Source organism: Bradyrhizobium sp. AZCC 1610 (genome assembly GCF_036924515.1).
In the GTDB taxonomy this organism is placed as follows: domain Bacteria; phylum Pseudomonadota; class Alphaproteobacteria; order Rhizobiales; family Xanthobacteraceae; genus Bradyrhizobium.
Genome location: NZ_JAZHRR010000001.1, coordinates 291,702 through 317,297, shown reverse-complemented (window position 1 = coordinate 317,297; position 25,596 = coordinate 291,702). Strand labels below are relative to the sequence as shown.

Here is a 25,596-nt window from a genome sequence, read left to right as displayed (position 1 = left end):
CCAGCAATCGACGGAGACAGACAATGGCCTGGGACAACTTCGTCAACCGAGATGCAATCATATTACGACGGAAATGCCTCGCGACCGCCCTCGTCTACGGACTTTCGTTGGCGGTTCGCTTCACTTCAGCCGCAGGCGAGGAAGTGGAAATTCCACAACCCGCGCAAAGGGCTCATTCCGTGATTTCCATCATGGCCGGGAACGGCGCCCAGCTCCCCTACCAGGACTGGCGACTGAGCTCTGCCCGGCCGATTGTTTTTCGCCACGGCTGGCCGCCGGGTTCGTCAACGCCCGGCTGCACCGCTCCGTAAGAGCTGGCGCTTTCGTTTCACGTAATCGCGTCGTCGACCGCACGAGGCTTGCCGCGACTTGAGCAGCGGCGGCGGTGACGCGCCTGTGCCCGAGAAGATCAAACCAGAGGAGAAAATCACATGCGACTAGTCATCATCGGCGCCGGCTTCGCCGGCATGTACGCCGCCCTTTCCGCTGCGCGCCTGCGCGACATCCAGGGCGCATTGCCCGAGGAGTTCGAGATCGCGCTGGTTGCACCAGAGCCGACGCTGGTGGTCCGTCCGCGGCTTTACGAACCGAACCCCGAAACCCTCACCGCGCCGCTGCTCGATGTCCTCAAGGCCATCGACGTCGTCTACGTGCAAGGCAGCGCCGAGACGATCGACACCAAGTCGCGCATGGTGCAGATCGCAACGGCGAAGGGCACGCGAAAGACGCTCTCCTACGACCGCCTCGTGGTGGCCACCGGCAGCCGGCTGTTCCGTCCGAACATCCCCGGCCTTGCCGAACACGGTTTTAGCGTCGACAACTTCGATGACGCAGTTGCGCTCGACAAACACCTGCAACGCCTGGCCGATCGGCCGGCAATGAACGGACGCGACACGGTCGTCGTTGCCGGCGGCGGTTTCACCGGCATTGAAGCGGCCACCGAAATGCCGACGCGGCTTCGCGAGATCCTCGGCAAGAATGCCAAGCCGCGCGTCATCATCGTCGAACGCAACCCGGCGATCGCCCCCGATATGGGCGAAGGCCCCCGCCCCGTCATCGAGGAAGCCCTGCAGAAGGTGGGCGTGGAAACCCGGCTCGGCGCCGGCGTCGCCTCGCTGGACAAGTCCGGCGTCACGCTTTCAAACGGCGAGCACATCGAGACGGAGACCGTGATCTGGGCGGCCGGCATTCGCGCTGCCCCGTTGACCCAGCAAATCCCGGCCGAACGTGACAATTTCGGCCGCCTGCTGGTCGATCGCTGTTTGCGCGTGCCGGGCGTCCAGGGCGTCTTCGCCACCGGCGATGCGGCCCGTGCCGCCTGCGACGACGACGGCAACTATGCGCTGATGTCGTGCCAGCACGCCACGCGGATGGGCGCCTTTGCCGGCAACAACGCCGCAGCCGAGCTCCTCGGCGTTCCGACCCGGCCCTACCACCAGAAGACCTACGTCACCTGTCTCGATCTCGGCGAAGCCGGCGCGCTATTCACGCGGGGCTGGGAGCGAAAGGTGGAGTTGGTGGGCGACGTCGCCAAGAAGACCAAGCAGGAGATCAACACCGTCTGGATCTATCCGCCGAAAGCCGAGCGCGCCGCTGCGCTCGCCTCGGCCGATCCGGAGCGGGTCACCGATCTCTGAATACCACACTAAGCATCGGCTGCGCTTCCCACGCGTGAAGCGCGACCCACCCAGAAATCCAGCACCAAGATCGAACGTCACATAGAGCACAGGAGTCCTAAAATGAATCAGATGATCCGGAACACTCAGCAGGAGAGAAACATGAGCCTGGATAACATCGCACACACCGGTAGACCGGTGCCCAACGAGCTGGTTCCGTCGCGCTATGCGCTGCGGGTCGGTGAGATTGACGTGCTGGTGATCAGCGATGGGGTGCTCACTCCGCCATCCGAGTCCATGGCGACCAACGCCGACCCGGCCGTCCGGGGGGCCTGGCTGGACAACATGTTCCTGTCGCGGGACGCGTTCGATTGGGCGCTGAACGAGGTCGTGGTGCGTAGTGGCGGCCAGACCATCCTCATCGACAGCGGGCTAGGGGCGGAGTACCCGGACTTTCCGCGGGCGGGGCAGTTGGGCCTGCGACTGGAGGCCGCCGGCATCGATCTTGGGTCGGTGACCGACGTGGTGCTGACCCACATGCACTTTGACCACGTTGGAGGACTGCTCGTCGACGGGGTGAAGGACCGGCTTCGGCCGGATCTGCGGATCCACGTGTCTGCCGCGGAGGTCAAGTTCTGGGCGTCACCCGATTTCTCCCGCACCGCCATGCCGCCGGCGCTTGCGGACGTGGCTCGGTCGGCCGCCACGCGGTTCTTGAACGAGTACCGCAGCCAGTTGCGGCCGTTCGAGGAGGAGTACGAGGTGGCGCCGGGCGTTGTCGTCAGTCGCACAGGCGGCCACACCCCCGGGCACAGCGTGGTCCGCCTGGCGTCCGGCGGCGACCGGCTGATGTTCGCTGGCGACGCCTTATTCCCGGTCTCGTTCGACCACCCCGACTGGCACAACGGCTTCGAACACGACCCCGAGGAGGCGATCCGCGTCCGACTCCGTCTTTTGCGGGAGCTGGCGGCGACCGGCGGGCTACTGGCGGCGACTCACATGCCGTTCCCATCCATCGGCCGGGTGGCGGCCGCCGGCGACGTCTTTCGTTGGGTACCGGCCTGGTGGGACTACTGACCGCTTGTAAGGTCGGGGCCGCAAGCGTGGCCCCGCTCCCATCAAAAACGATCAGGAGTTACGCCAATGAAACACGAGACTTGCGTGCGCGAGCGCGTTCGCCATGCCGCTGACGAATCCAGCTTTCCCGTCTGGGCCATATCGGTTCTTCAACCGCGAATACTGTCGATGCGGAGATCCCGCTTCAGGATGCGCTCATCCGGCAGGCGGAGGCCCAGAAGCGTTCGAGCGTGGGCAGCCGCGCCAGCAGACTTCGTCGGGTTCGCCGCGGCGGCTTCGGCGCCGGCCGCGGCAGGGGTTTTCGAGCGAACATCTCAACGGTGTTTTGCATACGAGCCTCCCTTCGGCTTCTTGATCGGATGACGGACTGGTGGCTTTACCTCGCGAGTTGGCTCGTTCGGTCGAGCGCGGCGCCGAAACCGTTCAACGACACGTTGAAGGTGACGGCGTCCCCGCTGGACAGATTGAGAGATGCGACGACGAGCTTTCCTGCCTTGCGAATCGCGTCAGTCGCCACGGTCGGGAAGCTCACGGGCAGCAGGCAACCCTGGGGTACGCAAGTCGAGAAACGCAGCCCTTTGCCGAGGTCCCTGTCGTCGAGCTTGAGGATCGCGCCGCTGTCGAGATTGAGCCCGAACGGCATCAGGATCGTGCCTTCGGTCTTGCCGTCCGCAGGCGGATGCAGCTCGATCGCGAAGATGCGCTGGCCGGATTGATTGTTGCCCTGGGCTTGCGACAGAAGACATTGCTTCTGGCCGTCGGCGATCCGGCAATCGACCGTCCAGTCGCCGTAAGTCTCGTTGATCGAAGATGCGCCGTTCGGCAGCGTCGCAGCGGGCGCAGCCGGCTGTTGCACGGTCGGGGCCTGGCCTCGGCCGAGACGCGGTGTGGGTGTCGCCTGCTGCGCCAAGGCCGCGTTTATCACCACGGTTAGCACGACGGCGACAAGGGAGAGAGCCGTCAACGAGATGGGTTTGCGGGACATTATCGGTTGAACCTGATCGGAACGGCGAGCGTGACGGAGCCGCCGCCGACATTGGGCGGTGGCGCGGGCACCGGGCTCGCGCGGCGCGGCAGCGCGACGGCTTCGGCATCGAGGGCGGCATCGCCGGAGCCGCGAACGAGGCGCGCGCTGAGCACACGGCCCGAACGGTCGATCATGAAGGCGACAGTGACGGTGCCGGTGCCGGCGGCGCCCGGCGGGAAGCGCTTGTGACGGTTGAGATGCGCCATCAGGGAGCCACGCCAGGACGCCGGCGACATCGAGGGATCGAGCGAGGCATTGGCGTTGGGCGCGGCCGCGCGATCGGCGCGCTGGGCCTGCGAGGTCGGCGGCGCCGTGGTCTGCGGTGCGCGCGTCTTCTTCGGGTCGATCGGCTTTTTCTTCTCGACCGCCTTGGGCGGTGGCTTCTTGACCGGATCGGGTTGCGGCGGCTGCGGTGTAGGGCTGAGCACCGCGTCCGCATTGGGTTTCTCAGGCAGCTTCTCGATCGGCTTCTCGAGCTCTTGTACGACGGCGTCCGGCTTCTCCTCGGGGTCTTCGACTGGTTTCTTCGGTTCCTCGGGCTTGAGCTCGGTTTGCGCCTCCGTCATCTGCGGACCGGGTGCGACGTCCTGCGGCGGCGCTTCCGGCGCGACGGCCAGCGGAGCAAGCTCGATCATCACGGCGGGTGGCGGCTCTCCTGCCGCCTCCGCCGGTTTCCAATTCAGCGCCATCCACGCCGCCCCGCCGTGCACGGCAAGCACAAGCGTCGCAGCCGTGGTCCAGCGCAGCACGGAGAGCGCCGTGATCTTCCGCTCGGGCCGCCCATCGGGATCACGCCAGTCGATCATGGCTGCGGCGGCCCTGCCGCTCGAGAGGGCGCCGCGGGCAGCGTGCCGGGCCCGATCACCTGCCCGACATCTTCGAGACCGACCAATGCGATCTTCAAGTACCCCGCCTGTCTCAACAAATTCATGACGTTCATGAGCTCGCGATAGGCTACGGCACCGTCAGAGCGGACGAAGATGCGCTGCTCGCGGTCGTTGTTGGTCTGCTGGTCGAGTGTGGCCCGCAACCCACTACGCGGGATGTCCTCATTGCCGAGCGCCAGCGTCAGGTCGGACTTGACCGTCAGGAACACCGGCTTGTCCGGCCGCGGCTGCTGCTGGGCGTTGGAGACGGGTAAATCCACGGCGACATCGACCGTGGACAGCGGCGCGGCGACCATAAAGATGATGAGCAGGACGAGCATCACGTCGATGAACGGTGTGACATTGATGTCGCTGACCTCGGTGAGGTCGCCGTCCTGCGGGTCCTTGAGCGTGACGGCCATAGCTTACTCCCCCGAACGGCGCGCCGTCGCAGCGCGGGGCAGCTGATCGACAGGAACCGCGCGCTCATCGACGGAAGGACGCGAATGCGTCGCTGCGGCATGACCTGCAGCGTCGACCCTGGCGTGCCTTTCCAGATCGCGCGAGAGGTGCTGCAGGACTTCGCCCGAGGCATCGGACAGAAGCGCGCGGTAGCCAGCGATAGCGCGTGCGAACACGTTGTAGATGATGACGGCTGGGATCGCGGCGACGAGGCCGATTGCGGTCGCCAGCAATGCCTCGGCAATGCCAGGCGCGACGACCGCGAGGTTTGTGGTCTTGCTCAAGCTGATGCCGATGAACGAGTTCATGATGCCCCAGACCGTCCCAAACAGGCCGACGAACGGTGCCGTCGCACCGATCGTCGCCAGCAGGCCCGTGCCGCGCGTCATGCTGCGGCCAGCGCTCGCCTCGATCCGTGACAAGGCGATCGCAAGCCGCTCTTTCACGCCCTCGGCCGACAGGTCGGGCGAGCGCTTCAACTCGCGGGCAGCCGCATGAACAAGATCGGCCACAGGTCCCGACCGGGTCCAGCCCGCATCGATCTCGCGCGTCGCCTCGGTGAGACTATCGGCGCGTTGCAGCTTGCGGGTTGCACTCCTTGCCTTGCGCTTGGCACCGGCCAGTTCGAGGCCTTTGCCGAGCCAGACCGTCCAGGTCACGAGCGAGGCGAAGGCGAGCCCCACCATCACCGCCTTCACGACGATGTCGGCCTGCATGAACATGCCCCACGGCGACAGGTCGTGCGGCAGTGTTGCGCGGCGCCGTCGTCGCCGGCGGTGTGGCGGCCGGCGGTTCTGTCAACGGATCGGCCGCAGACACTCCAGCGAGAGGTCCGCCCGGTGCGGCCGATGCAGGCGGAGCGGGTGCTGGATCAGCGGTCGGCGCAGGTGGCGCAGATACCGCCGGTGGCTGAGGCGCCGCAGCCGGTTGCTGTTGCGGTTGTTGCTCCTGCGCGCGCAGGGGGCCGGACACGCTTGCAAACATAAGCAGCGACGCGAGCACGACGCGCGCAATCTTTCGGATCGGCATTCTTCCTAATGCTGCTTCAGAGGCACGCTTCATTCCTGGCTCTTTCTGTTGGGGAAGCATCCGCTGGCTGGCTTGCTCTGGAGGTCCGGAGCTGGCTGGCTTGCGGCGCACCTCCCGGTCGGGAAGCTTGTTGACATGCCTTTTCAGTTTCGGCGCGCAGGCCCTGGCTGTGGGCCCGTGCATGGTCATTCCGCCGGGATCACGGCAGCCTCTTGCGACACCGTGCGGCCATTGGCCTTGCGGATGGACCAGATGCTGTCGGCGGGACCGCTCCTGATCCGGCGTGTGGTGGCGATCGCCATCCGGGCGAAGCAGAACGCGCCGATAACAGCGACAACATCGACGCCAATGGTTGCCGCACTGCTATGCGCCCACATGCCCAGCGCCGGGAACAGCAGCGCCAGTGCAGTCGTCAGCGGGATCGACATCGTCGCGGCAGCGCACAGCCACAGCAGATGCACGGCCGAGCGCGCCGCACCCCATGCGAAGGCCCATGCGACCGAACCGAGGAACACGGCGTAGTAGATATATGCGTGCCACGCATTGAGATCGGCGACGCGGCCGTGCAGCCATTTGGCCGCGACGATGGTGAGCGAGATGCCTGCGACGCAGCCGAGGCAGACGCCTACGGTCGCGCTGCCGAGCAGTCGGGTCGAGCGCGATTGCTCGACCTCGCCGCCCTTGCGAGCGTTCTTCCGCCGCGTCTCTATCCACAGCAGATTGCCCGAATAGAACAGCCATGCCCCGGAAAATCCGAGGAAGAAATAGGCCCATGTGATCGTGATCCCGCCATACTCCCCTGTATGGAGGGCGAAGATTGTTGTCGACGCTCGCCGGTCCGGGTCTTGGCGCGATGCACGATTATCCTTGATGAGATTGCCGGTCACGGCGCTGAGCATGACGCCTCCGAAGCTTGTATGCCCAACATAGCCGCGCTCGGCTCCTACGAATCTCACGGCAGCGGCTTTATCTCCGAAATTCTTGAAGACCATGACCTTAGGCTCAAAATCGGGCACCTGAGCGTGCAAGCGTTGAAGCAATTGCCCGGGCGCCATCATTACATCCGCTTCCCCGGTGGGGTTAGGCGCGGTCCACCGCTCGAAATCGCGTTTCATCACGACCTTTTGCCTGCCACCGAAGATCACGCTCTCTTGCGCGGACCAGAGCGGGCCGCCGAAGCCCCATGCCGTTGCGGTCACCGCCATCACAAGGTGAAACGGGAGTGCTGTAACTCCGACGACGTTGTGCGCGTCCAGCCACATGCGCTTGAGGTTATGGCCGACACGCAGAGCCAGAAAATCTTTGGTGAGTGACGGCAGCAGCACGATCATGCCGGCGATCAGCGCCACACCGTAGAGGAGCGAGACCACCCCCATGAAATACGATCCCCACGGCTCTGGAATCCCGACGCGCATGTGGATTGCATTGATGAACTCCGCCAGTTCGGACGGCTCCTCCTGCTTCGACAGCAGCGTGCCATCAGGTTTTAGCGTCGCCCACCAATGGACGTGCTCGTGCGGCTGGCCTTCTTGATGCGCCGCGTCTTCTTCCCAAGTTACCCGCGCGGGTTCGTTCTCATGTCCCCGCAAATGCAGCGTGATGCCTTCCTTGCGCGCTTCAGGATGGGCGGCGACGACCAATTCGAGGAGACGGCCCGCGTCGTCCAAAGGAACCGCAGCGACACCTGCGGCAGGCGGCGATGCCCAGCGTGCTATCGGCTCCTGAAACATGGTGAGCGCGCCCGCATAAAAGGCGATGAACAGAGCTAAGCCGCAACTGATGCCGGTCCATGTGTGGACTGTCTTATAGTGCTTGACGATATCGGCGCGGATCATGTTGCCCTCACGCGAAGAAATAGAAGCGGCAGGCAAACAGCGCCGCGAAGGCGATCAGGTTCGCCGCGCCGAGCCATGTCCAAGCCGCGCGACCGCTGCGAAACAGGAAGCAGAAGCCGAACACCGCGATCCAGACGAACGCTTCCAGGTGGCGCATCAGCGAGTAGCGTCCAGTCGGAGCGTCTATGCCGCCCGGGCCCAGGTAGGCATACAAACCGACCAGCGAGAGCGCCAAACCGAAACCGAGGATTGCGCCAGCGCTCGCCTTACCCCACCAATCGGGGTGGATTTCGCTGGCCATGTCAGTTCGCCCGCTCGACGCCGCAGAGCGCGGCGACATAAGGGAAGGCGAACAGGCAAACCATCGTGACATGCAGGGTCACGAACAGGCCGCGACAGCGGACGAAATGCCGCGATCCATGCGATGAGGCCGGCCACCAACAGCAGGCAACCGGCCGCCAGCAACGGCCGTCGCGGTGAAACCCGCGACAGCCATTTCTGATTTGGGCTGGCAAGGTAGAGGCACGCACAGCCTAGAACGGTCAAAGTCAATGCTAGCACCACGATCATGGTTCAGAAATTGAACGTGGTTGAGAGGCGATAGGTGCGCGGCTGACCTCGGTACACGAAGCCAGACGCATAAGTACCGGCCCAGTAGTCTTTGTCGAAGACATTATCGACATTGAAGCGGACAGTGACCGGCTTCTCGTTCCACGGAGAATTGAAGGTATAGCGTGCGCCAAGGTCTAGTGTGGTCCATGATGGAATAGTGACGCCGGAGGAGGTTGACACAACCGCATCACCGGTATGGGTTAGCCGGCCGGTGAGCGTCAGCCCTTCCATGAAGGGCGTGTCCCATTCCGCTCCAATCACCGTGCGGAATTTCGGAGCGGTATCGTTCCTCTTGCCGTCGAGAGTACCGCCTTCGGTCTTGGTCAGGCGGGCGTCGAGCAGGGTGAGCCCGCCCAACAGGCGAACGCCGGGCATGAGTTCGCCATAGGCGTTCAGTTCGATGCCGCGATTGCGCTCTTCTCCGTTCTGCTCCAATGTTGGTTTCCCGCCCGCGGGATCGTCTATCGAAATTGAAGCGGCCTTGGCGATCTGGAATACAGCCAACGTCGTCGTCACCTGACCCCAGTCGACTTTGACACCGGCCTCGTACTGCTTGCTGACGTACGGCGGGAATACCTCGCCAACATTCGCGTACGTCGTGCCGACGATGGTTCCTGCTCTCAGATCCTCGATATAGTTGGCATAGAGCGAAACGTTTTCCCACGGCTTAACGACCAGCCCAAACGCAGGAGTCCAGGCATTGGCCTCGTATTTCGAGGATAGCAGTCCTGTTGTCCTATTGAAGTCTTTGATACCCACTTCCTGATAGCGAATTCCGGCCAAAAACTGCATACGCTCATCGAATATAGATAAGGTGTCTGCAAAGCCAATGCTGGACGCCGTCGTCTGGGAGCTCTTCTTGGGATCGCCGGGATCAGCAACAGAGGACAGGAACGGAAATACAGGATTATACATCGACTCTATTATCGAAGCGGATCCTTCGGACTCTGCGCGTTTGTACGTAAGCTCTGACCGAGACAGGTTAAGGCTCAAAGCGTGATCCACTGGGCCAGTATTCGCTTTGGCCCGAATGCCGCCTTGCATAGATAGGATGTCCCGCGAATAGTGTTGTATCTCTCGCGCGATACTGTATCGGCCGGTGCCGTCGAGCAGCCGGACCTTTTCGTAGCCATTCAAGTCGGCTTCTGAAATCTGCTTACCTATGGCGGCATAGGCTGTGACGTTCTCAAGTATATCGACTTCGCCTCGTATCATGCCCACGGTTGATTTGGTTTTATATTCCGACCCGGGAGGAACGAGGCTCACTGTCGAGCTTGGTGCGCGGGGAAAGGATGATAGCGAGCCGGCGACAGACCGGGCCTGGATATATACCCCATTCGGATCCAGCTTTTGGGATTGATGTGCAAAGTCTGCCGACAGTCGGACACGTTCGCCGGAATAGTCGAGGTTGAGCGCCGCGGTACCGAGTTTCGAGTGTTGTGTATCGATTGGCGTATGACCGCCGTCGATAGATCCGTTGAATCGGATACCGAACTCGTTGCTAGCTCCGAAACGACGGCCGGCGTCAAGATGTGTACCAATTTGGGAGTTCGACACATAGCGCGTAGTCAGCTGCGTGATCGGTTCATCCGTTGCGCGCTTCGTGACTAGATTGACCGAGCCACCAATAGCGCCGGTGACCGCTGCGGACGCAAGCGTCATACCGTTCAGGAGTGCGCTTGGGCCTTTTAGAATCTCCACGCGTTCAATGTAGTCGGACGACGGGAAAAACAGGGGTGCCATACCCGCCAAACCATTGAGGGTGCGGGTTCCGTCGATTCCGTAACCCCCAAATCCCCGGATGACTTGATAATCGTGGGGGGTACCGCTCGAAGAGCTCGCTACAACAGAGGGATCATTGTTCAATACATCCTGAACAGTCCGCGCCTGCTGATCCTTGATGAGCTTGCTCGTGTAACTGGTGAGGCTGAAGGGGGTGTTCATCACACTGCGGTTGCCGAGCATGCCGACCTGCCCGCCGGTCGCCACCTGCCCTCCCGCATAGGGCGCCATCGGCGTCATCGTTGAATTGGGGTTTGCGCCTTGCACATCGATCGTGTCGAGCGGAATCGCGCCGGCCGGCAGCGCGCCAGCGCTACCAGCCGCACTCGGCTGCGAGATCGTGACCGTTGTCGGGTTCGTAAAACTGTAGGTGAGCCCAGTGCCTTGCAGGATTCGCGCGAGCGCCTGCTCGCGCGACAGCGGGCCGGACACACCGGGCGAGCTCATGCCGGCCGCGATGCTCGCGAGATAGGTGACTTGCAAGCCAGCCTGTCGGCCGAAGGTCGTCAGCGCGCGATTGAGCGGGCCCGCCGGAACGCTAAACGATGGCTGCGCTGCGCTCTGCGCGAAGGCGGCGCCCGTGACTGCGACGACACTGCCGACGATCGCCGTCGTCATCATCAGCGCCGCGATTAGCGGCCTGCTTCTTCTGGTCCTGTCAGCGAACATTCGAGCCCCGCGCCCCATGTTAAAGCCACTCCAAGTTTCTCGTTGGGGGGCCTGCGGTGCCTGAACATGTTGGTCGGGCCAGCCCTTATGGCTGATACAATTGGGGCTTCGGAATTTTCACTTTTTGGCGAAACTTTTTTAGAGAGGGGATATGATGGTCTTAGAGAGGGGAAATGACGGTAAGGAAGGTGGAGACTTGGCGGACGCGTGCACCTGCTGGATGAACAACAGCTTCCAGCGCGCGTTTAGGATCGTTCAAATCAAAGATGCCGCTCACCCGCTGTGCACCGATGAACGGGTCAGCCATCACGATGCGGCCCGGAATCCAGCGGCCGATACGGGCAACCAGCGCCGACACCGCCTCCTTCTCGGCGATGATGAAATTGTCGCGCCATGAAGCGATCTGGCTCGCCTCGCGCGAGCCACGCTCGACAGCATGTGTCGAACGATCGAACGTCACCCATTCGCCGGCCTGAAGCCTCGCCCCTGTCGCGAGCGGCGAACTGGGCGCTCGCGTCTCGACAACGCCGTGATCCACCACGACGCTGAGCATGCCGGCATCGTTGGAAACGTCGAAAGCCGTTCCCAACGCCGTCGCCGTCAGCTCGGCCATCTGCACGGAGAACGGGCGCTGTGGCTCTGACGCAACGTCGAAGAAGGACATGCCTGCCAGTAACTCAATGCGGCGACGCTGTGCCGCAAAATCGACCGCGATCGCGCTGTCCGGTCCGAGCGTCGCCACGCTTCCGTCAGGGAGGGAGACGCGGCGGATCTCGCCCTTGCCGGTGATGTGATCCGCGCGGCTGCGGATCAGGATATCCGGAAGGAGCGAATAGCCGGTGCCGATCGCACCGAGGCCGATCGCGCCGCCTATCACAAAGTTTCGCCGCGTCAGCCCCAGGCTTTCGCGGCGTTTGGCCCTGCGACGGTCCGTTAGGATTTTGCCGGCGGCGCCGTGGACTTTCGCGACACGCGCCCAGATGCGTTCGTGCTCGGGGCCGCGTGCCCGCCAAGCCCGCACCATCTCGATCGCGACCAGGTTTTCGGGGTCATTCTGCAGCCGAATGACGAGATCGATAGCCTCGTCCGTCAGCCGATCCTGGTCTGGCCTCGCCTCGCTCATTCGTATTCCTTCGACAGGCCGCAACCATAGGTCGGAGAATCGCGCCTGCCCTTCTAATACAGGCGAGCAGCGGCGAATTTCACACCAGAGCTGAAAAAAAGCTCAGAGATCGTCGACCCGCGTCAAGAGATGCCGGTAGGCCTCCCGGATCAGCCCCCAGGTCCGTCCGGTCGACAGGTTCAACTCCCCCGCCACTTCCTGGATGGTGCGCTCACCGAGCCGGTGCATCTCGAAGGCCATGCGCGTGCGCTCGGGCAACTCGGCAAGTGCCTGCCGTGTCTGCGCCAGGCACTGACGCGAATAGACGACGCTCTCGGCCGACGGCGCCGGATCGGCGACCTTGGCGGCGTCATCAAGGTCGGTGGTCTGGATCAGGCTTTCACGGCGGTGGTGGTTGACGCTGAGATTGCGCGAGACTTGATACAGATAGGCCTTGGGATTGTGGTTGGAGCAAACCTCGGCCGGCGGCGACGCCAGTACCCGCAGGAAGGTGTCCTGGGTGATGTCGGCGGCCGTCTCGGCGCTATGACCGCGCCGCCGCAGGAAGCGTTTCAGCTCCTGGCTATGCCGCCGAAACAGGTCTTGGACATCGAACGCCACGGAACACGCCCTCGGCCGCAAGGATGCGTTGGAGCGCCTTCCTGCTTGCAACCGCAGAGTCACTCTATATGGGAGCGATAATTCCCTTGCAATCTCAGATATTTAGACCGCTTCTAAGTTGGAGTCATTTGGCAATTGAATCCGATCGACGCTGGACGACCTCCCTTCTTATAGCGCTGGAATCCTGAGACATTTTGTGAGCGTTGCATTTTTGCGACGCGATTCCCTATGCTTTGCGGCACTCGAGCATCGTGCGCGGTCTCCGAAAGGGCTTGCCCATCCAACAGGTCGCCAAACTGCACAACACCTCAGTCAAAATGATCGAGCAGCACTACGCGAAATACATTGCGACCGCCTTGGAAGACCTCGCAAGGGCGGCAGTCGTGTCCCTGGTGCTGCGGAGTGATGGAAACGTGGTGCCGATGGGAAAACGCGCGTAAGGGATCATCCTGCGGTCTTGATCGAATTCATTCGTCTGATGGCGCCGGTAATCACGCTGACGAGATCCGCACCAAACTTGCCGCCTGATCTTTCCAAGAGCGTTACCGGAAGCCGTTGCGATGATGCGGCGGCTTTTCACACGGGAGAGGTCCAAGGTTCGATCCCTTGTGCGTCCACCATCAAGCCTTCATAATCAACGACTTAGAGAATCGATTCCCTGGAGGTGTGCCCCAAAAGAGCCGGGGCATAATAGGGGCACTTCGCTTTGGCACGGTTGACGAAAATCGCTCCGCCGTGGCCTACCCTCACCCGCTGCCGCCGCGATCCCGACGCCGATCAAGAGTTACTGGAGCGACTCGAACCCCCGAGCCTACTCGGGTAGCTACTGTTACTGGATCTCGCGCGGCATCGACGGACGCCCAGTTAGAGCTCACCGAATTCGGAAGTTCGTCGGCGCCGAGAACACCTTCTCACAGGACTTGGCGGACTACGAGGCTCTGGCAGCGGAACTACAGCCGCTCATCCATAAAGTTTGGCGCCACTGCGAGGCCAAGGGCGCGCGAGGCCGACGCTCAAGGTAAGGTTCTCCGATTTCGAATTGATCACCCGCAACAGGTCGGGCGCTGTCATCGCCACTGCGAGCGATCTTTCGAGCCTTGCCCTCGACCTGCCGAAGCATCTGATGCCCCCAAAGAAGACGATGCGATTGCTCGGAATCTCCGTTTCCGGATTCAGGGCCCGAGCCGGAGACGAGGATCGGTTGTCTCTCATTTCAGTTGAATAGCAGCGCCGCGATTACTCATCCAGAAGGTCGAGGAACTCTTCGACCGTCCTAAGCGATCCCTCGCGTCCTTGGCTGATGTAGACAACCCGATCGCCATCGCGTTGCAGGGATCGCGCCCTGGATTTCCGAAGTCGTCCCGGCAGGAATGTCGCGGCCACGGCATCCGGGCCGACATCAAGTCTTATGATCCCCCTTCGCCTGCAGTCGATCCTGAGCCTTGCTGCGGCAAAGAAATCGCGGGCCGACGAAGGCAATCTGCCGAAGCGACGAGAGGTCTCCTCCTCGATATCGTCCAGTTCATCTTCGCTTCGGCATCTGGCGACGCGGCCGTAGATTTCCAGCCGCACCGCCTCCGATTGCACGTAGCCTGCGGGCAACATGTCCCCTACCGGCAGATTCAGGTCAGGCACCCACAGGTCGGCTGTTCTGTCGTCGGCTTTCTCCGAGGCCAATTTCAGAAGGTGGCTGTAGAGCACCGGCCCGAACACCTGCACATGGCCCGACTGCCGCTCTGAAAGCACATCCCCCGCTCCCCTGAGGTCCAGATCCCGCGCACTGATCGCGAAACCCGCGCCGGGTCTGTTAAACTCCTCCAAAACGGCCAACCGTTTCTCAGATCGCTCCGAGCCCGAATCGGTCAGCAAATGCGCAAACGCCCGTATCCCGCTGCGGCCCACCCTTCCTCTGAGCTGATGAAGTTGCGCAAGACCGAACTTTTCGGGCCAACAGACCACGATCGTGTTTGCACGTGGGATATCGAGGCCGCTCTCCACGATGTTGGTCGCCAGCAGCACGTCCGCCGCGCCTTCGACGAAGCTCATCATTCGGTCATCTATGTCGTCGGCGGGCAACTTGCCATGCAGACAGACGATGCGGAGATCCGGGGCCACCGATTGAACGCGCGCCAGCATCGGATCAAGGTCCTGAATTCGCGGACAGATCAAGAAGCTTTGCCCGTGCCGCCTTTGTTCGCGCAGCAATGCGGAGGCAATAGCAGCATCCGAAAGAGGAGCGACCTTTGTGACGACCGGGAGCCGATGAATGGGCGGAGAGGCGATGACGCTAAGATCCCTGAAGCCAGCAAGACCGCCCGCGAGAGTCCGCGGAATCGGCGTGGCGCTCATCCAAAGGGCATGAATACTCTTGGCCAGCCCGGAAAGTCTCGCCTTCTCCGTCGCCCCAAAATGCTGTTCCTCATCGATGACGACAAGGCCGAGGCCGGCGAACTTCAAGTCCTTCGAGGTGAGGGCCTGCGTTCCGACTACGACCTTCAGTTTGCCGCTCCTCAGCCCCTCCTTCACCTCTCTTGTCTCTGCGCCCGAACCGGTTCGCGACAAACTCCCCACTTCGATGCCAAACGGAGCGAAGCGTTTGCGGAAAGTCGCGACATGCTGTCTTGCCAGGACGGTCGTCGGCACCGCTATCGCCACCTGCTTCCCTGACAATACGACGGCGGCCGTGGCTCGCAACGCCACCTCGGTTTTGCCGAATCCGACGTCGCCGCAAATGATCCTGTCCATGGGGTGGCCCGACGCAAGATCATCCAAAACGTCCCCAACGGCCCTCGCTTGGTCGACTGTCGTGAAATACGGAAAACGCGCGACGAACCTCTCATAGATGGGACCAGGAGGTACAAGCTTCGGAGCCCGCCGGCGGCGCCGCTGGCTGATGTGTTTGGCGAGCTGCTTGCCGGCGATTTGAATTTCGCGCTCCGCCTCAGTACGCCGGCTCCACCATGTACTTCCATCCGCTTTGTCGAGGGTGAGTTCGCCGCGCTCCGACGCGTATGGCCAGATCAAGGCAAGGTCGGCGGGCGGAACGAGAACAGCATCGTCTCCCGCAAATACGAGCCTGATCAATTCGCGCGACGACCCGCCCCCCGTTGCCACGGTCTGCAAGCCGTCGAGCAAGGCCAGCCCTCGCTGCAAATGAACAACCGCTGTCCCTTGCTCCGGCACATCTGCGTGATCGAAAGCCGCACTCCAGCTTCTAGCCAGGGGCTGCGGATGATGAGCCCTGCTGCCGAGCACATCGGAAGCCGTCACAACGACGAGAGGTTTCCGGCCAGGCACGACAAAACCCCTATCGAAGTCGGCCAGAAGCGCCGCCTCACGGTTGCGTCCGGCAGTCGCCTCGTTCCAATCCGTAAAGTGCTCCGCCTTCACGCCGCTCATCCGTTCCAGCACGCGCAGGTCGTCCTCATGCGCTGCGACGAAAACCAGTCGCGAACCGGCGCGCCGCGTATCGTCGACGAACGCACGAAGCGCCTTCCTGGGCGATGCAACCTGCGAAAAGTCCGGTGTGGAAGCGAAAGGAGCCTTTTGCGACAGCACGTTCATACGCCTGGTCGCCTGCTTCCATTCGCGTCTCCCGAGGTATTCTCGGTCCCTGTCCGTGCGACCCGCCGCCTCCTCGATCGTGCTGAGCCAGCTATCAGCGTGCGCTGAAACGCCGGCATCCGCGATCCACTTGGCTTGACCACAATAGTCGAATAGGTTCGAGCGCTTTCCGCGTATGTTCCCGAACGCCAGCCGCTCCGACATCGGGTCGATGAGAAGTTCTTTCGTCTCAAAAACGATGTCATGTTCTATCGGGTCGAACGCCACGATCCGACGTATCACCCCGCCGGAATGCTCTACTCTGAACGGACCGAGCGCGCCGGCGGGAAAAATCTCGAATGTCTTCCCGTGAAACAGCGCGCCGCCGGGATAGTCCGCCTCGTCATCAAGGTCATATCCGAGGGCCTCAAGCCGCGCCCGGAGATATTGTTCCGAGAACGTGGCACCGACTTTCAAACGGAGGATGACCCGGGACCAACTCGCCGCTGTGGGAAGGCGCTCCATCACGGCCTCTGCCGTGGATACGAGCAGGATCGGCTTCTCAGGCTTGGCAAGGCGCCTCAAGACCGAGCTTCGTCTACCCGCGATTTCGTGCGACGGCTCCAGCTGATCGAACGGCAGCGTATTCAGTCTTGGAAAAACAAGCACATCGCACGAAGGCGCGAGGGCATGAATGACGGCACCCAGCCGCTCGGCCCTATTCTCGTTTTCAGCAAGAAAGACGACGCCTTTGCGACCCGACTTCCTCCACTGTGCGAGCAGATGGAGGGCCACCATGCCTAGCGGCGATGAAGAAGAGATCGCAGTCCGCGATGAAGAAGCCTTTCGCTTCGTTGCCTTGCTGGCAACGCGCGCTTTGTTAGAACGGCCCACATTGAACCCGTTGTTGATTCGCGACCAGCTCAGGCTGATGGCGAGAGTTGTTTCGATTAGGCCCGCTCTGATGTGGGAGCTACGCCTAGGGCTGCGTACATATGCGAATTTGGTCGCAGACGCACGTTTCCAATCTAATCGTCCCGTGAAACATCGCTTGGGAGCGGAGGCGTCTCGATCGTCCGCCCTTCTCCGACCGACAGATCGCGGTCCTCAGCACCGGCATCGGTGCGTTTCGGTTCGCGTTTCCGATCCTGCTGCTGAGACTCTCTGAGTTCGCGTGGCCTCTTTGGCAACATAACGAACCTCCGCATAGATAAGATGCCAGGTCCGAGATCGTTCACCGCGGCGCAAACCTGTTCGCGCAATTCTGCGACGCAACGGCCATCATGCCTAGGACCGAAGCTATGGTTGCGGCTGGCCAGTGTCGCCAAGTGGCGTAGCCGGGCCGTTCGAGGGCTTAACCGCTATCGCGAAGGACGAGTTCAAATCCGAGATCGATATGACGCGGCCCTTCCCGCGCCAGGATCAATTTTGCAGCAGTGCGCCCGATCGCATCGCCGTTCACGCGGATGGTGGAGAGACTTGGCGCGATCAGACGGCCCATTTCGAGATCGCCGAGGCCGATGACCGCGACCGGTTGCTCCGCCGCCGGGCCGTTACACAAGAGGCCCGCCTTTCGCAGACCGGACATGAAGCCGATGGCATGCGCATCGTTCGCTGCAAACACGGCGTCGACACCGGGCAGCTCTGCAAGCGCGACGACACTGCCGGAGGCGTTGCGGTCCAGGACCAGCCGCCGCGGCGCTTTGGCGCCAAGCGCCCGCGCCGTGTCGTTGAATCCATTCCAGCGCCGGGTGGCGCGCGGATCGTCGCCGCCGATGAAGGCGAGACTGTTGCGGCCTTGCTCGAGGAGATGTCGTGCCACCGCGACGCCGGTTTCGTAATTGTTGAAACCGGCGACAGCGTCGATCGGTGCCGCCGGAAGATCCCATGTCTCCGCGACGGGAATTCCCGCGCGCCGCAGCAACCGCGCTCCGTCTTCCGTAGCGGGAGAGCCCACCATGATGATCGCCTCGGGGCGCCGCGACAGCAACGCCGAGAGCATATGATCTTCACGCGCGTCGTCGTAGCGCGACTGTGCCAGGATCACGGCGTAGCCGAGCGGCTCCAATTCGTCGGACAGGCCCTGCACCGTATCGGCGAAGATCGAATTGGCGATCGTCGGCACCAGCACACCGATCGAACGGGTGCGGGCCCTGGCCAGCGCGACGGCGAGCTGGTTCGGCACATAGCCGAGTTCCCGCATCGCGGCTTCGACCCGGCCCCTTGTTTCCGGCGCCACCAGAGCTGGCAGGCGCACCACGCGGCTCACGGTAATCGACGATACGCCGGCCAGTTTGGCCACGGCCGACAGGGTCGGGGCGGAATGGGGCTCTTCGGGGCTGGCGATGCTCATCTCGGCGCACATTAGCGAATGCAGGTCAGGAATGCACGATTCGGCTTGAATACGGCAAATGACAACGTTAACATTTGATATGACAACGTAAACATAGAGGAATGAAGCCAGATGATCTCAGAGAAAGATGTGCAGGCCTATCAACGCGATGGCGTGATCGTGGTGCCTGAGGTTCTGGGGGCGGCCACGCTTTCCCAGGTGCGTTCGGTGATCGCGGAGCTGGTCGCGGGATCGGCCAAAACCCTCGAACACACCGACGTCTACGATCTGGAACCGGGCCACACCGCGGAAAACCCGCGGGTCCGCCGTATCAAGACGCCGCACAAGGTGCACAAACTGTTCGACGAGATCGTGCGCAGCGAACCCGTGCTCGATATCCTGAAAAAGCTGCTCGGTCCGGGCCTGCGGCTGCACGGCTCAAAACTCAACATGAAGTCGGCGCAATACGGCTCGCCGGTCGAGTGGCATCAGGACTGGGCCTTCTATCCGCACACCAATGACGACGTGCTCGCGATCGGCGTGCTGCTGGACGATTGCGACCTCGCCAACGGGCCGATGCTGGTCACGCCGGGCACGCATAACCGCGAGGTCTGGAGTCATCACGGCGAGGACGGTTGCTTCGCCGGCCTGATCGACCCCGATACCATCAAGGAAGAAATCGAACGCGCAGTACCCTGCATGGGCAAGGCCGGCAGCATGTCGTTTCACCACGTTCGGGCGTTGCATGGATCGGCCATGAACACCTCGGACCGGCCGCGCAATCTGCTGCTGTACGAAGTCGCCGCCAGCGACGCCTGGCCGCTGATGGGTGTGAAGGACTTCGACGAATTCAACAGCCGGCTGCTGTCAGGCGATCCCGTCATTGCGCCGCGGATGATCGACGCTCCCGTGCGGCTGCCGCTGCCACCAGCCAAGCGGCAGGGATCGATCTACGAAACCCAGTCGGCCGCGAAGAAATCCTACTTCACTCGCGCCGCCTGATTTTTGCGAATGCGCCCGTGCGATGCACGGGCGCGAACGACCCACAGCCAAAGCGAACACCACAAATCCAGATCAATGACAAAAAATCAAAACGGGGAAAACGATGACGGAGATGACAGCCGATAGCGCCAGCCGTTCGCGTTTGCGCGTGATCCTAGCGGCCAGCATTGGGTCCGCGCTCGAATGGTATGACTTCTTCCTGTATGGCACCGCCGCGGCGCTGGTGTTCGGGGAACTGTTCTTTCCCAAAAGCGACCCGGTGGTCGGCACGCTGCTGGCGTTCCTGACCTTCGGGGTCGGCTTTGTGGTGCGGCCGCTCGGCGGCATCCTGTTCGGCATCATGGGCGACCGTTACGGGCGTAAACCCGTTTTGGTGGCGACGCTGCTCATGATCGGCGTCGGCACCACATTGATCGGCCTGCTCCCGACCTATGCCCAGATCGGTTTTTGGGCGCCGACGCTGCTGGTCGCGATGCGCGTCGTACAGGGATTGGGCGCCGGCGCCGAATACGGAGGCGCGGTGATCTTCCTGGTGGAAAACGCGCCCCCGAAGCACCGCGGTTTCTGGGGTAGCTTTGCGCCGCTCGGCGTCTCCGTCGGCAATCTGCTGGCGGCCGGCGCGTTCGCGCTGGTGACCCTCTTGCCGCGCGAAGACCTGATGTCGTGGGGATGGCGTATTCCGTTCCTGGCGAGCTTCCTGCTGATCATGGTCGGCATCTACGTTCGCCTCCGCATCACGGAAACGCCTGTCTTTACCGAAGCGGTGGTGGCGCGCGGCAAGGTCGAGCGCAACCCGGCGATGGAAGCATTGAAGCGGCATCCGCGAAATTTCTTTGTCGTGCTTGGAGCGCGGCTGGCCGAAAACGGTCTCGGCTATCTGTTCCCGGTGTTTGGTCTCAGCTATGTCATTACCACGCTCGGCGTGCCCAGATCCGATGCGCTGAGCGCCTTGATGCTGGCCTTCGTCGTCGAGCTCTTCACCATTGTCGGCTTCGCCTCGCTTTCCGATCGTATTGGGCGGCGTCCGGTCTATTTGTTCGGCGCGCTCGCCGGTATCGCGTGGGCGTTCCCCTTCTTCTGGCTGGTCGGCACCAAGGAGTGGATCTGGATCGCGGTCGCCTTCATCGGCGCACGCGCGGTAGTGACGGCGGCGATGTTCGGTCCGCAGGCGGCGTACTTCGCCGAACTGTTCCCGCCGCAGCGGCGTTTTGCCGGATTCGCCTTCGCCCGCGAACTGGGCTCGCTATTGGCCGGCGGACCGGCGCCGTTCGTTGCCGCGGCGCTGGTGGCGTGGTCCGGAAGCTGGTGGCCGGTCGCATGTTACGCAGCACTTCTGGCCGGCCTCACCGCACTCGCGATCTGGAGCGGTCCCGAAACCTACGAGGAGAGCATCACCGTCGACAATACCTCGGACGGCCGGATGCACGCGACGGCCGCCGTCCCGCAGCACGCCACGTAGCCGATGGCGCAGCAACTCCGGATCCTGCAGTCGCTCTGGGCGATGGAGCGGCGGCGGGCGGATAAAGCGGAGTGGCCGCTGCAAACCCAGCTCGCGATGATCCGCGACGCCGGCTTCGACGGCGCCGGCGTCCGGTTCATCGATCCGGTGTTTGCGCAGGAAGTCACTGACTTCCTGCGCGCGCACGGGATGATCTGGCAGGCCCAGTGCTACCCGACCTGCGTCGACGACCTGAAACCGGCGCTGGACCTAGTCGCGCGACTCGGCGCCGACCATGTCAACCTGCAGCCGGACGTGCGGCCGCAGCGGCTGGAAGCCTGTATTCCCCTGCTCGAGGGGTGGCGGCGGCTGGGTGATGAAGCCGGTGTGGCGGTGCATGTGGAAACCCATCGCGACCGCATGACGACGGACCTGTTTTTCACGCTGCAACTGCTCGATTGCTTTCCCGACCTGCGGCTGACCGCTGACGTCTCGCATTATCTGGTGGGGCGCGAATTCGCCTGGCCGGTGGCCGAGGTCAACCACGCGATGATCCATCGCATTCTCGATCATAGTTGGGGCGTCCACGGACGGATCGCCAGCCGCGAGCAGGTGCAGATCTCTCTGGGTTTTCCGCAGCATCAGGGTTGGGTCGATCTGTTCATGGGCTGGTGGGAATACGCCATCCGCTCCTGGCGCAAACGCGCGGGCCCCGATGCGGTGCTGACCTTCCTGTGCGAACTCGGCCCGCCGCCCTATGCCATCACTGGACCAGACGGCGCGGAATTATCGGATCGCTGGCAAGACGCGCTGCGAATGAAGGATATGATCAGAGCGCTGTGGCAACGGATTGCGGAAGAGGATGCGCGTCCACGATAACAGCCGGGACGAATCTGGTCGCGAAACGCGCCTGATGCTTGAACACTTCGGCGAATCCGATATATCCGTTGAACTCGTCGGGAGTAGTGAACAGCCTGCGCATCGGGAAGCTAACTCAAGTTGGCGTCAGGATCGCAGGCCGGTCGGCGAAGGCATACCTCGATACGGCGCCCTGAAGGGCCAAGTTTGCTGCGCGCAAGAGGATCAACCTCCCCTCATCCGATCGTGAGCATGATATCTCGCAGCGCCGGCAACGTATTCTCAGATGCAATCTGGTGCTTTGATGCTTTCGCAACCAAGGAAGGCACAAATGACTTTTATGTATCGGTGAAATCGCACTCACCGATGAGCATCGGAGAGCATTCCGGCAGCGGAAGCACGCTTGGGCCTCCAAGTCTTCCAAGCGCTCGCGCGCCCGCGCGCAACTCCAGGGCGCCGAACGGCCCTTACCCCGAAAGGCATCTACGTGCCGCGAGAGCGTACGACGTGCACTTCTGGACACGATGAGATAGGCGAAAATTGCTCGATCAGCGGAACGGCCGCGCGCCCTGCGCGGCGAACGAGCAGGAACATCATCCATCGACTTCGCGGCAGAGCAGCTGCGTCCCGAACGCAGTGCGCACCTTCTAAGTTATTGATCTTTCTTGATCTGGCGATCGTTCCGTCCCGTTTTGTTCACGGTCGTTTCACCCAATTCGTTGCGATTTCGTTGCGGCACTCTCAACGAGAACAGTTCTCGCAGCGGTGACGGTTTGGTTCAAAAAGCAGGTACCTTTGAGTTCGACCGCACCGTTCGCTGGTTCCAAACCCGGATTTGTTATCGCGCCTACCGCGAACCGAAGGTTGGAGAATTTAGCTTTGGTTCGCAGTTGTAGCCTCGCTGGCGCGGCACTCAGAGCAAGACTGCGAAAGCTTCTGTGATTGAGATTGAGATTGCGATCCAATCACTTCCGTCATCCAGATGAGATTCTGCTTCGTTACAAGCCGCTCTCGGCTGTCACCCTCTGAACGACGCTGGTAAACTCTTCCACCAGGCGTGAAGCCGGCCGCTTTGTGCCCTTCAGCAGGCGCGCGACGCTTTGCAGGCTCGGTGTGAATGGACGCGTGACGAGATCATGGGCTCGCGCACTGAGCAAGCCGAGGCCGTCCAGGATCGCGATCCCGGCGCCGGCACGCACCAATTCGCAGGCGATATTCGACTGCGAGGCCTCAACGGCGATGCGCAGGCGAAAATTGGCCTCGGCAAAGGCAATCACAATCGCGGCTCCGATCGACAAATGCGGGCCCGGACAGATCACCGGCTCGTCCGCCAGATCGAGCGCGCTCAGGGCAGCCTTGACCGCAAGCCGGTGACCGGCTGGCAGCACGCAGCCGAGTTCGGTCGTGCAGAGAATGGTGCTGTCGAGGGACGGATGCCCGATCGGGCCGACGGTCAGGCCAAGATCGGCGCGCCCCTGGGCGACACGGGTGACGACCTCCGGCCCCGTCAGCGTTTGAATAACAACAGAGACGTCCGGCCGCTCGGCGCGGAAGCGCTGGACCGCTTGCGGCACAATGGTGTGACCGAACCCGGTCACGGTCGCGACCGTCAGGAGCCCCGCCTGGCCGTCGCGAAGCTCGACCGCCAGCCGCTGGGTGTGCTCGATCGCCGCGAACACGTTCACGACTTCCGCGAAAAGCGTATGCGCCTCGGACGTCGGCTTCAGCCGTTTCTTCTCGCGCTCGAACAACCTGAAACCGAGACGTTCCTCCGCCTGCTGCAGCATGCGGCTGACCGCCGGTTGGGAAATGTTCAAGGCGACGGCCGCGTTCGTCACAGAGCCCGATTGCATCACGCATCGGAACACATCCATCTCCCGCACGCTGATCGCCATATATAACCTCAGAGCATGAAATATGACCAAATCGGCATTTGAAACTATGTTGCGGGCGACGGCAATATCCCGGTGATCCGAATGATGGTTGCCCATGCATTTCCTCGACCGACGCCGACCCCGTCCCGTCACCGACACGCTGCGCGCAACGGTGCTCGAGGATCTCCCGGAGCTTGCGCAGATTCGTGACGACGAACTGCGCCGCAAGGCGATCGAAGCCTGGGCCTATGCGCTGGCGGAAACGGATTTTCCGCGCATCACTGCCATTCCGGGAGAGGCGACGCCCGGCGTCTTCGCGCTGAAGCGCGGCAGCCAGGCGGTACATCTGCGCAGCGTAGCCCGGATCGCGATGGCGATCGCAGACGAGTTTGCGCAGGAATTCCCCGAAGCCACTGTTGACCGCGACATCGTGCTGGCGGGCGCGTTGCTGCACGATGTCGGCAAGGCCTGGGAGTTCGATCCCGCCAACCGCAAGCGATGGGAAGCGGACAGATCGCAGGCCGGCTCGCCCGCGCTCCGCCATCCGGTCTACGGTGCCCACGTCTGCATCGCGGTGGGTTTGCCCGAGGAGATCGCGCACATCGCGCTCGGCCATTCCTACGAAGGCGACCTGATGCAGCGCAGCCTTGAATGCCTGATCGTCCATCGCGCCGACCACATGTGGTGGTCGATTGCGGGCGGTTTCGGCCTGCTAAGGGCGGAAACGGCGGGCATGCTCGAAAGCCGAAAAATAACGCCGCGCGGCTTGCGAACGGCGAAGAACCGGGAGGGACAGGATGACAACGGCGAAAGGGCTGACGCGGCGAGCTAGCCTTGGCCTGCTCGGCGCACTCGCGACCCCGTGGCTGGCCCGCGCACAGAGCGATTACCCCAACCGCATCATCAAGCTGATCGTGCCCTATGCAGCCGGCGGGAGCAGCGACGTTGTCGCGCGCTTCATCGCGGAGCGCATGCGCGACCGGCTAGGGCAGCCGATCGTCATCGAGAACCGGCCGGGCGCGGGCGCGATTGTTGGATCGCAATTCGTCGCGAAGTCAGCATCCGACGGCTACACGCTGCTGCTCGGCGGCGTATCCACCCATGCGGTGAACCCGCATCTGCGCAAGCTCGCGCCCTATGACGGAACCAACGACTTCACTTCGCTGGGGCTGATCGGCACCGGACCTCTGGTGGTCTCGGTCAATCCGGGCGTGCCCGCCAACAACCTGCAGGAACTCATCGCCTACGGCAAGGCGAACCCGACCAAGCTCGCTTACGGTTCCGCGACCGGCGTCATTCTCCATCTCGCCGGCGAGCTGCTAAAGAACATGGCAGGGTTCGAGATGCTGCACGTTCCCTATAGCGGCAATGGACCGGCGCTGACTGACGTGCTCGGCGGACGGCTGCAGGTGATGGTCGACGCCGTCAGCAACTCGGCGCCCTACATCGCCGATGGGAAATTGCGGCCGCTGGTTGTCCCGTCGCGGCACCGTACGCCGCTACTGCCGGACGTGCCGAGTTCGGCGGAGGCAGGCTTGCCCAACTATCAGGTCGAGACATGGTTCGCGCTCTATGGGCCGGCAGCCATGCCGGACGGCGTCGTCGCCAAGATCAACAGCGCACTTAATGCCGTGCTGCAGGAGCCCGACGCGGTCGGCCAGTTCGCCAAGGTCGGTCTCGACCCGCGGGCGACGAGCCCGGCTCAAGCCGCTGCGCTGCTCAAGACGGAATCGGACAAGTGGGGAGATGTCGTCCGCCGGATCGGACTACAGGTGGAATAGCTCCCAATCGACAGTGTGACAGGGTTGGCGCCGCAGCGAGCAACGCGACGACGCACAAAAGGAGTGCAGC

General features: G+C 62.6%; 21 protein-coding genes and 2 pseudogenes. 10 read left to right on the top strand and 13 right to left on the bottom strand.

Annotation, left to right across the window (positions count from 1 at the left end):
* The first annotated feature begins 23 nt into the window (after positions 1-23).
* The 3 genes from V1279_RS01550 to V1279_RS01540 all read left to right on the top strand — a co-directional run bounded on the left by V1279_RS01550 (position 24) and on the right by V1279_RS01540 (position 2,693).
* Entirely contained in the window at positions 24-311 is a 288-nt protein-coding gene (locus V1279_RS01550; protein WP_334431826.1) for a hypothetical protein, read from the top strand.
* Between the two features lie 120 nt (positions 312-431).
* Complete coding sequence (locus V1279_RS01545; RefSeq protein WP_334431825.1) at positions 432-1,637, top strand: NAD(P)/FAD-dependent oxidoreductase; 1,206 nt, start codon at positions 432-434, stop codon at positions 1,635-1,637.
* A 102-nt stretch (positions 1,638-1,739) separates the two neighbouring features.
* Positions 1,740-2,693, top strand: a complete 954-nt coding sequence (locus tag V1279_RS01540; RefSeq protein ID WP_334431824.1) for an MBL fold metallo-hydrolase — start codon at positions 1,740-1,742, stop codon at positions 2,691-2,693.
* 184 nt (positions 2,694-2,877) lie between these two features.
* On the opposite strand, the gene V1279_RS01535 is transcribed toward V1279_RS01540, so the two are convergent.
* The 10 genes from V1279_RS01535 to V1279_RS01490 form a co-directional block, all read right to left on the bottom strand.
* Positions 2,878-3,024 (bottom strand): hypothetical protein, encoded by a 147-nt coding sequence (locus V1279_RS01535; RefSeq protein WP_334446756.1) that lies wholly within the window; start codon positions 3,022-3,024, stop codon positions 2,878-2,880.
* Positions 3,025-3,069: 45 nt separating this feature from the next.
* Complete coding sequence (locus V1279_RS01530) at positions 3,070-3,678, bottom strand: invasion associated locus B family protein (protein WP_334431823.1); 609 nt, start codon at positions 3,676-3,678, stop codon at positions 3,070-3,072.
* Complete coding sequence (locus V1279_RS01525; protein ID WP_334431822.1) at positions 3,678-4,526, bottom strand: energy transducer TonB family protein; 849 nt, start codon at positions 4,524-4,526, stop codon at positions 3,678-3,680. The genes V1279_RS01530 and V1279_RS01525 overlap by 1 nt, the downstream gene beginning before the upstream one ends.
* The gene (gene exbD / locus V1279_RS01520; RefSeq protein WP_334431821.1) at positions 4,523-5,008 is read right to left on the bottom strand and encodes a TonB system transport protein ExbD; all 486 of its coding nucleotides are present in this window, start codon (positions 5,006-5,008) and stop codon (positions 4,523-4,525) included. Before exbD ends, V1279_RS01525 begins: the two co-directional genes overlap by 4 nt.
* A 3-nt stretch (positions 5,009-5,011) precedes the next feature.
* Positions 5,012-5,764: a tonB-system energizer ExbB gene (gene exbB / locus V1279_RS01515; protein ID WP_442894719.1), complete on the bottom strand. Its 753-nt coding sequence runs from the start codon at positions 5,762-5,764 to the stop codon at positions 5,012-5,014.
* Between the two features lie 498 nt (positions 5,765-6,262).
* The gene (locus V1279_RS01510) at positions 6,263-7,912 is read right to left on the bottom strand and encodes a PepSY-associated TM helix domain-containing protein (RefSeq protein ID WP_334431820.1); all 1,650 of its coding nucleotides are present in this window, start codon (positions 7,910-7,912) and stop codon (positions 6,263-6,265) included.
* 7 nt (positions 7,913-7,919) lie between these two features.
* Positions 7,920-8,213 (bottom strand): hypothetical protein, encoded by a 294-nt coding sequence (locus V1279_RS01505; protein WP_334431819.1) that lies wholly within the window; start codon positions 8,211-8,213, stop codon positions 7,920-7,922.
* 272 nt (positions 8,214-8,485) lie between these two features.
* On the bottom strand, positions 8,486-10,924 hold the full coding sequence (locus V1279_RS01500) for a TonB-dependent receptor (protein WP_334431818.1): 2,439 nt from the start codon (positions 10,922-10,924) through the stop codon (positions 8,486-8,488).
* Between the two features lie 211 nt (positions 10,925-11,135).
* Positions 11,136-12,098 (bottom strand): FecR family protein, encoded by a 963-nt coding sequence (locus tag V1279_RS01495; RefSeq protein ID WP_334431817.1) that lies wholly within the window; start codon positions 12,096-12,098, stop codon positions 11,136-11,138.
* A gap of 102 nt (positions 12,099-12,200) precedes the next feature.
* Positions 12,201-12,698, bottom strand: coding sequence for an RNA polymerase sigma factor (locus V1279_RS01490; RefSeq protein WP_334431816.1), 498 nt, complete (start codon positions 12,696-12,698; stop codon positions 12,201-12,203).
* Between the two features lie 215 nt (positions 12,699-12,913).
* Between V1279_RS01490 and V1279_RS01485 the strand changes: the two are divergent.
* Together V1279_RS01485 and V1279_RS01480 are read left to right on the top strand one after the other, a co-directional pair.
* Positions 12,914-13,138, top strand: a pseudogene (locus V1279_RS01485) (tyrosine-type recombinase/integrase); the annotation flags it as partial.
* A 324-nt stretch (positions 13,139-13,462) separates the two neighbouring features.
* Positions 13,463-13,923: pseudogene (locus tag V1279_RS01480) on the top strand (DinB/UmuC family translesion DNA polymerase).
* Between the two features lie 11 nt (positions 13,924-13,934).
* Here the strand turns inward: V1279_RS01480 and V1279_RS01475 are convergent.
* Positions 13,935-17,039 carry a helicase-related protein gene (locus V1279_RS01475; RefSeq protein WP_334431815.1) on the bottom strand — a complete coding sequence of 1,035 codons (3,105 nt, stop codon included), beginning with the start codon at positions 17,037-17,039 and terminating at the stop codon, positions 13,935-13,937.
* Between the two features lie 556 nt (positions 17,040-17,595).
* Positions 17,596-18,594: a LacI family DNA-binding transcriptional regulator gene (locus tag V1279_RS01470; protein ID WP_334431814.1), complete on the bottom strand. Its 999-nt coding sequence runs from the start codon at positions 18,592-18,594 to the stop codon at positions 17,596-17,598.
* A 111-nt stretch (positions 18,595-18,705) separates the two neighbouring features.
* Here V1279_RS01470 and V1279_RS01465 point away from each other — a divergent pair, with 111 nt between their 5' ends.
* The 3 genes from V1279_RS01465 to V1279_RS01455 all read left to right on the top strand — a co-directional run bounded on the left by V1279_RS01465 (position 18,706) and on the right by V1279_RS01455 (position 21,892).
* On the top strand, positions 18,706-19,575 hold the full coding sequence (locus V1279_RS01465) for a phytanoyl-CoA dioxygenase family protein (protein WP_334431813.1): 870 nt from the start codon (positions 18,706-18,708) through the stop codon (positions 19,573-19,575).
* Between the two features lie 103 nt (positions 19,576-19,678).
* Positions 19,679-21,034: an MFS transporter gene (locus tag V1279_RS01460; protein WP_334431811.1), complete on the top strand. Its 1,356-nt coding sequence runs from the start codon at positions 19,679-19,681 to the stop codon at positions 21,032-21,034.
* A gap of 3 nt (positions 21,035-21,037) precedes the next feature.
* A complete protein-coding gene (locus tag V1279_RS01455; RefSeq protein WP_334431810.1) occupies positions 21,038-21,892 on the top strand; it encodes a sugar phosphate isomerase/epimerase family protein in 855 nt (284 codons plus the stop codon).
* Positions 21,893-22,869: 977 nt separating this feature from the next.
* Here V1279_RS01455 and V1279_RS01450 read toward each other — a convergent pair.
* Complete coding sequence (locus V1279_RS01450) at positions 22,870-23,766, bottom strand: LysR substrate-binding domain-containing protein (RefSeq protein ID WP_334431808.1); 897 nt, start codon at positions 23,764-23,766, stop codon at positions 22,870-22,872.
* A gap of 94 nt (positions 23,767-23,860) precedes the next feature.
* On the opposite strand from V1279_RS01450, the gene V1279_RS01445 reads away from it, so the two are divergent.
* A complete protein-coding gene (locus tag V1279_RS01445; protein ID WP_334431806.1) occupies positions 23,861-24,577 on the top strand; it encodes an HD domain-containing protein in 717 nt (238 codons plus the stop codon).
* On the top strand, positions 24,543-25,526 hold the full coding sequence (locus V1279_RS01440) for a Bug family tripartite tricarboxylate transporter substrate binding protein (RefSeq protein ID WP_334431805.1): 984 nt from the start codon (positions 24,543-24,545) through the stop codon (positions 25,524-25,526). Before V1279_RS01445 ends, V1279_RS01440 begins: the two co-directional genes overlap by 35 nt.
* Positions 25,527-25,596 lie beyond the last annotated feature (70 nt).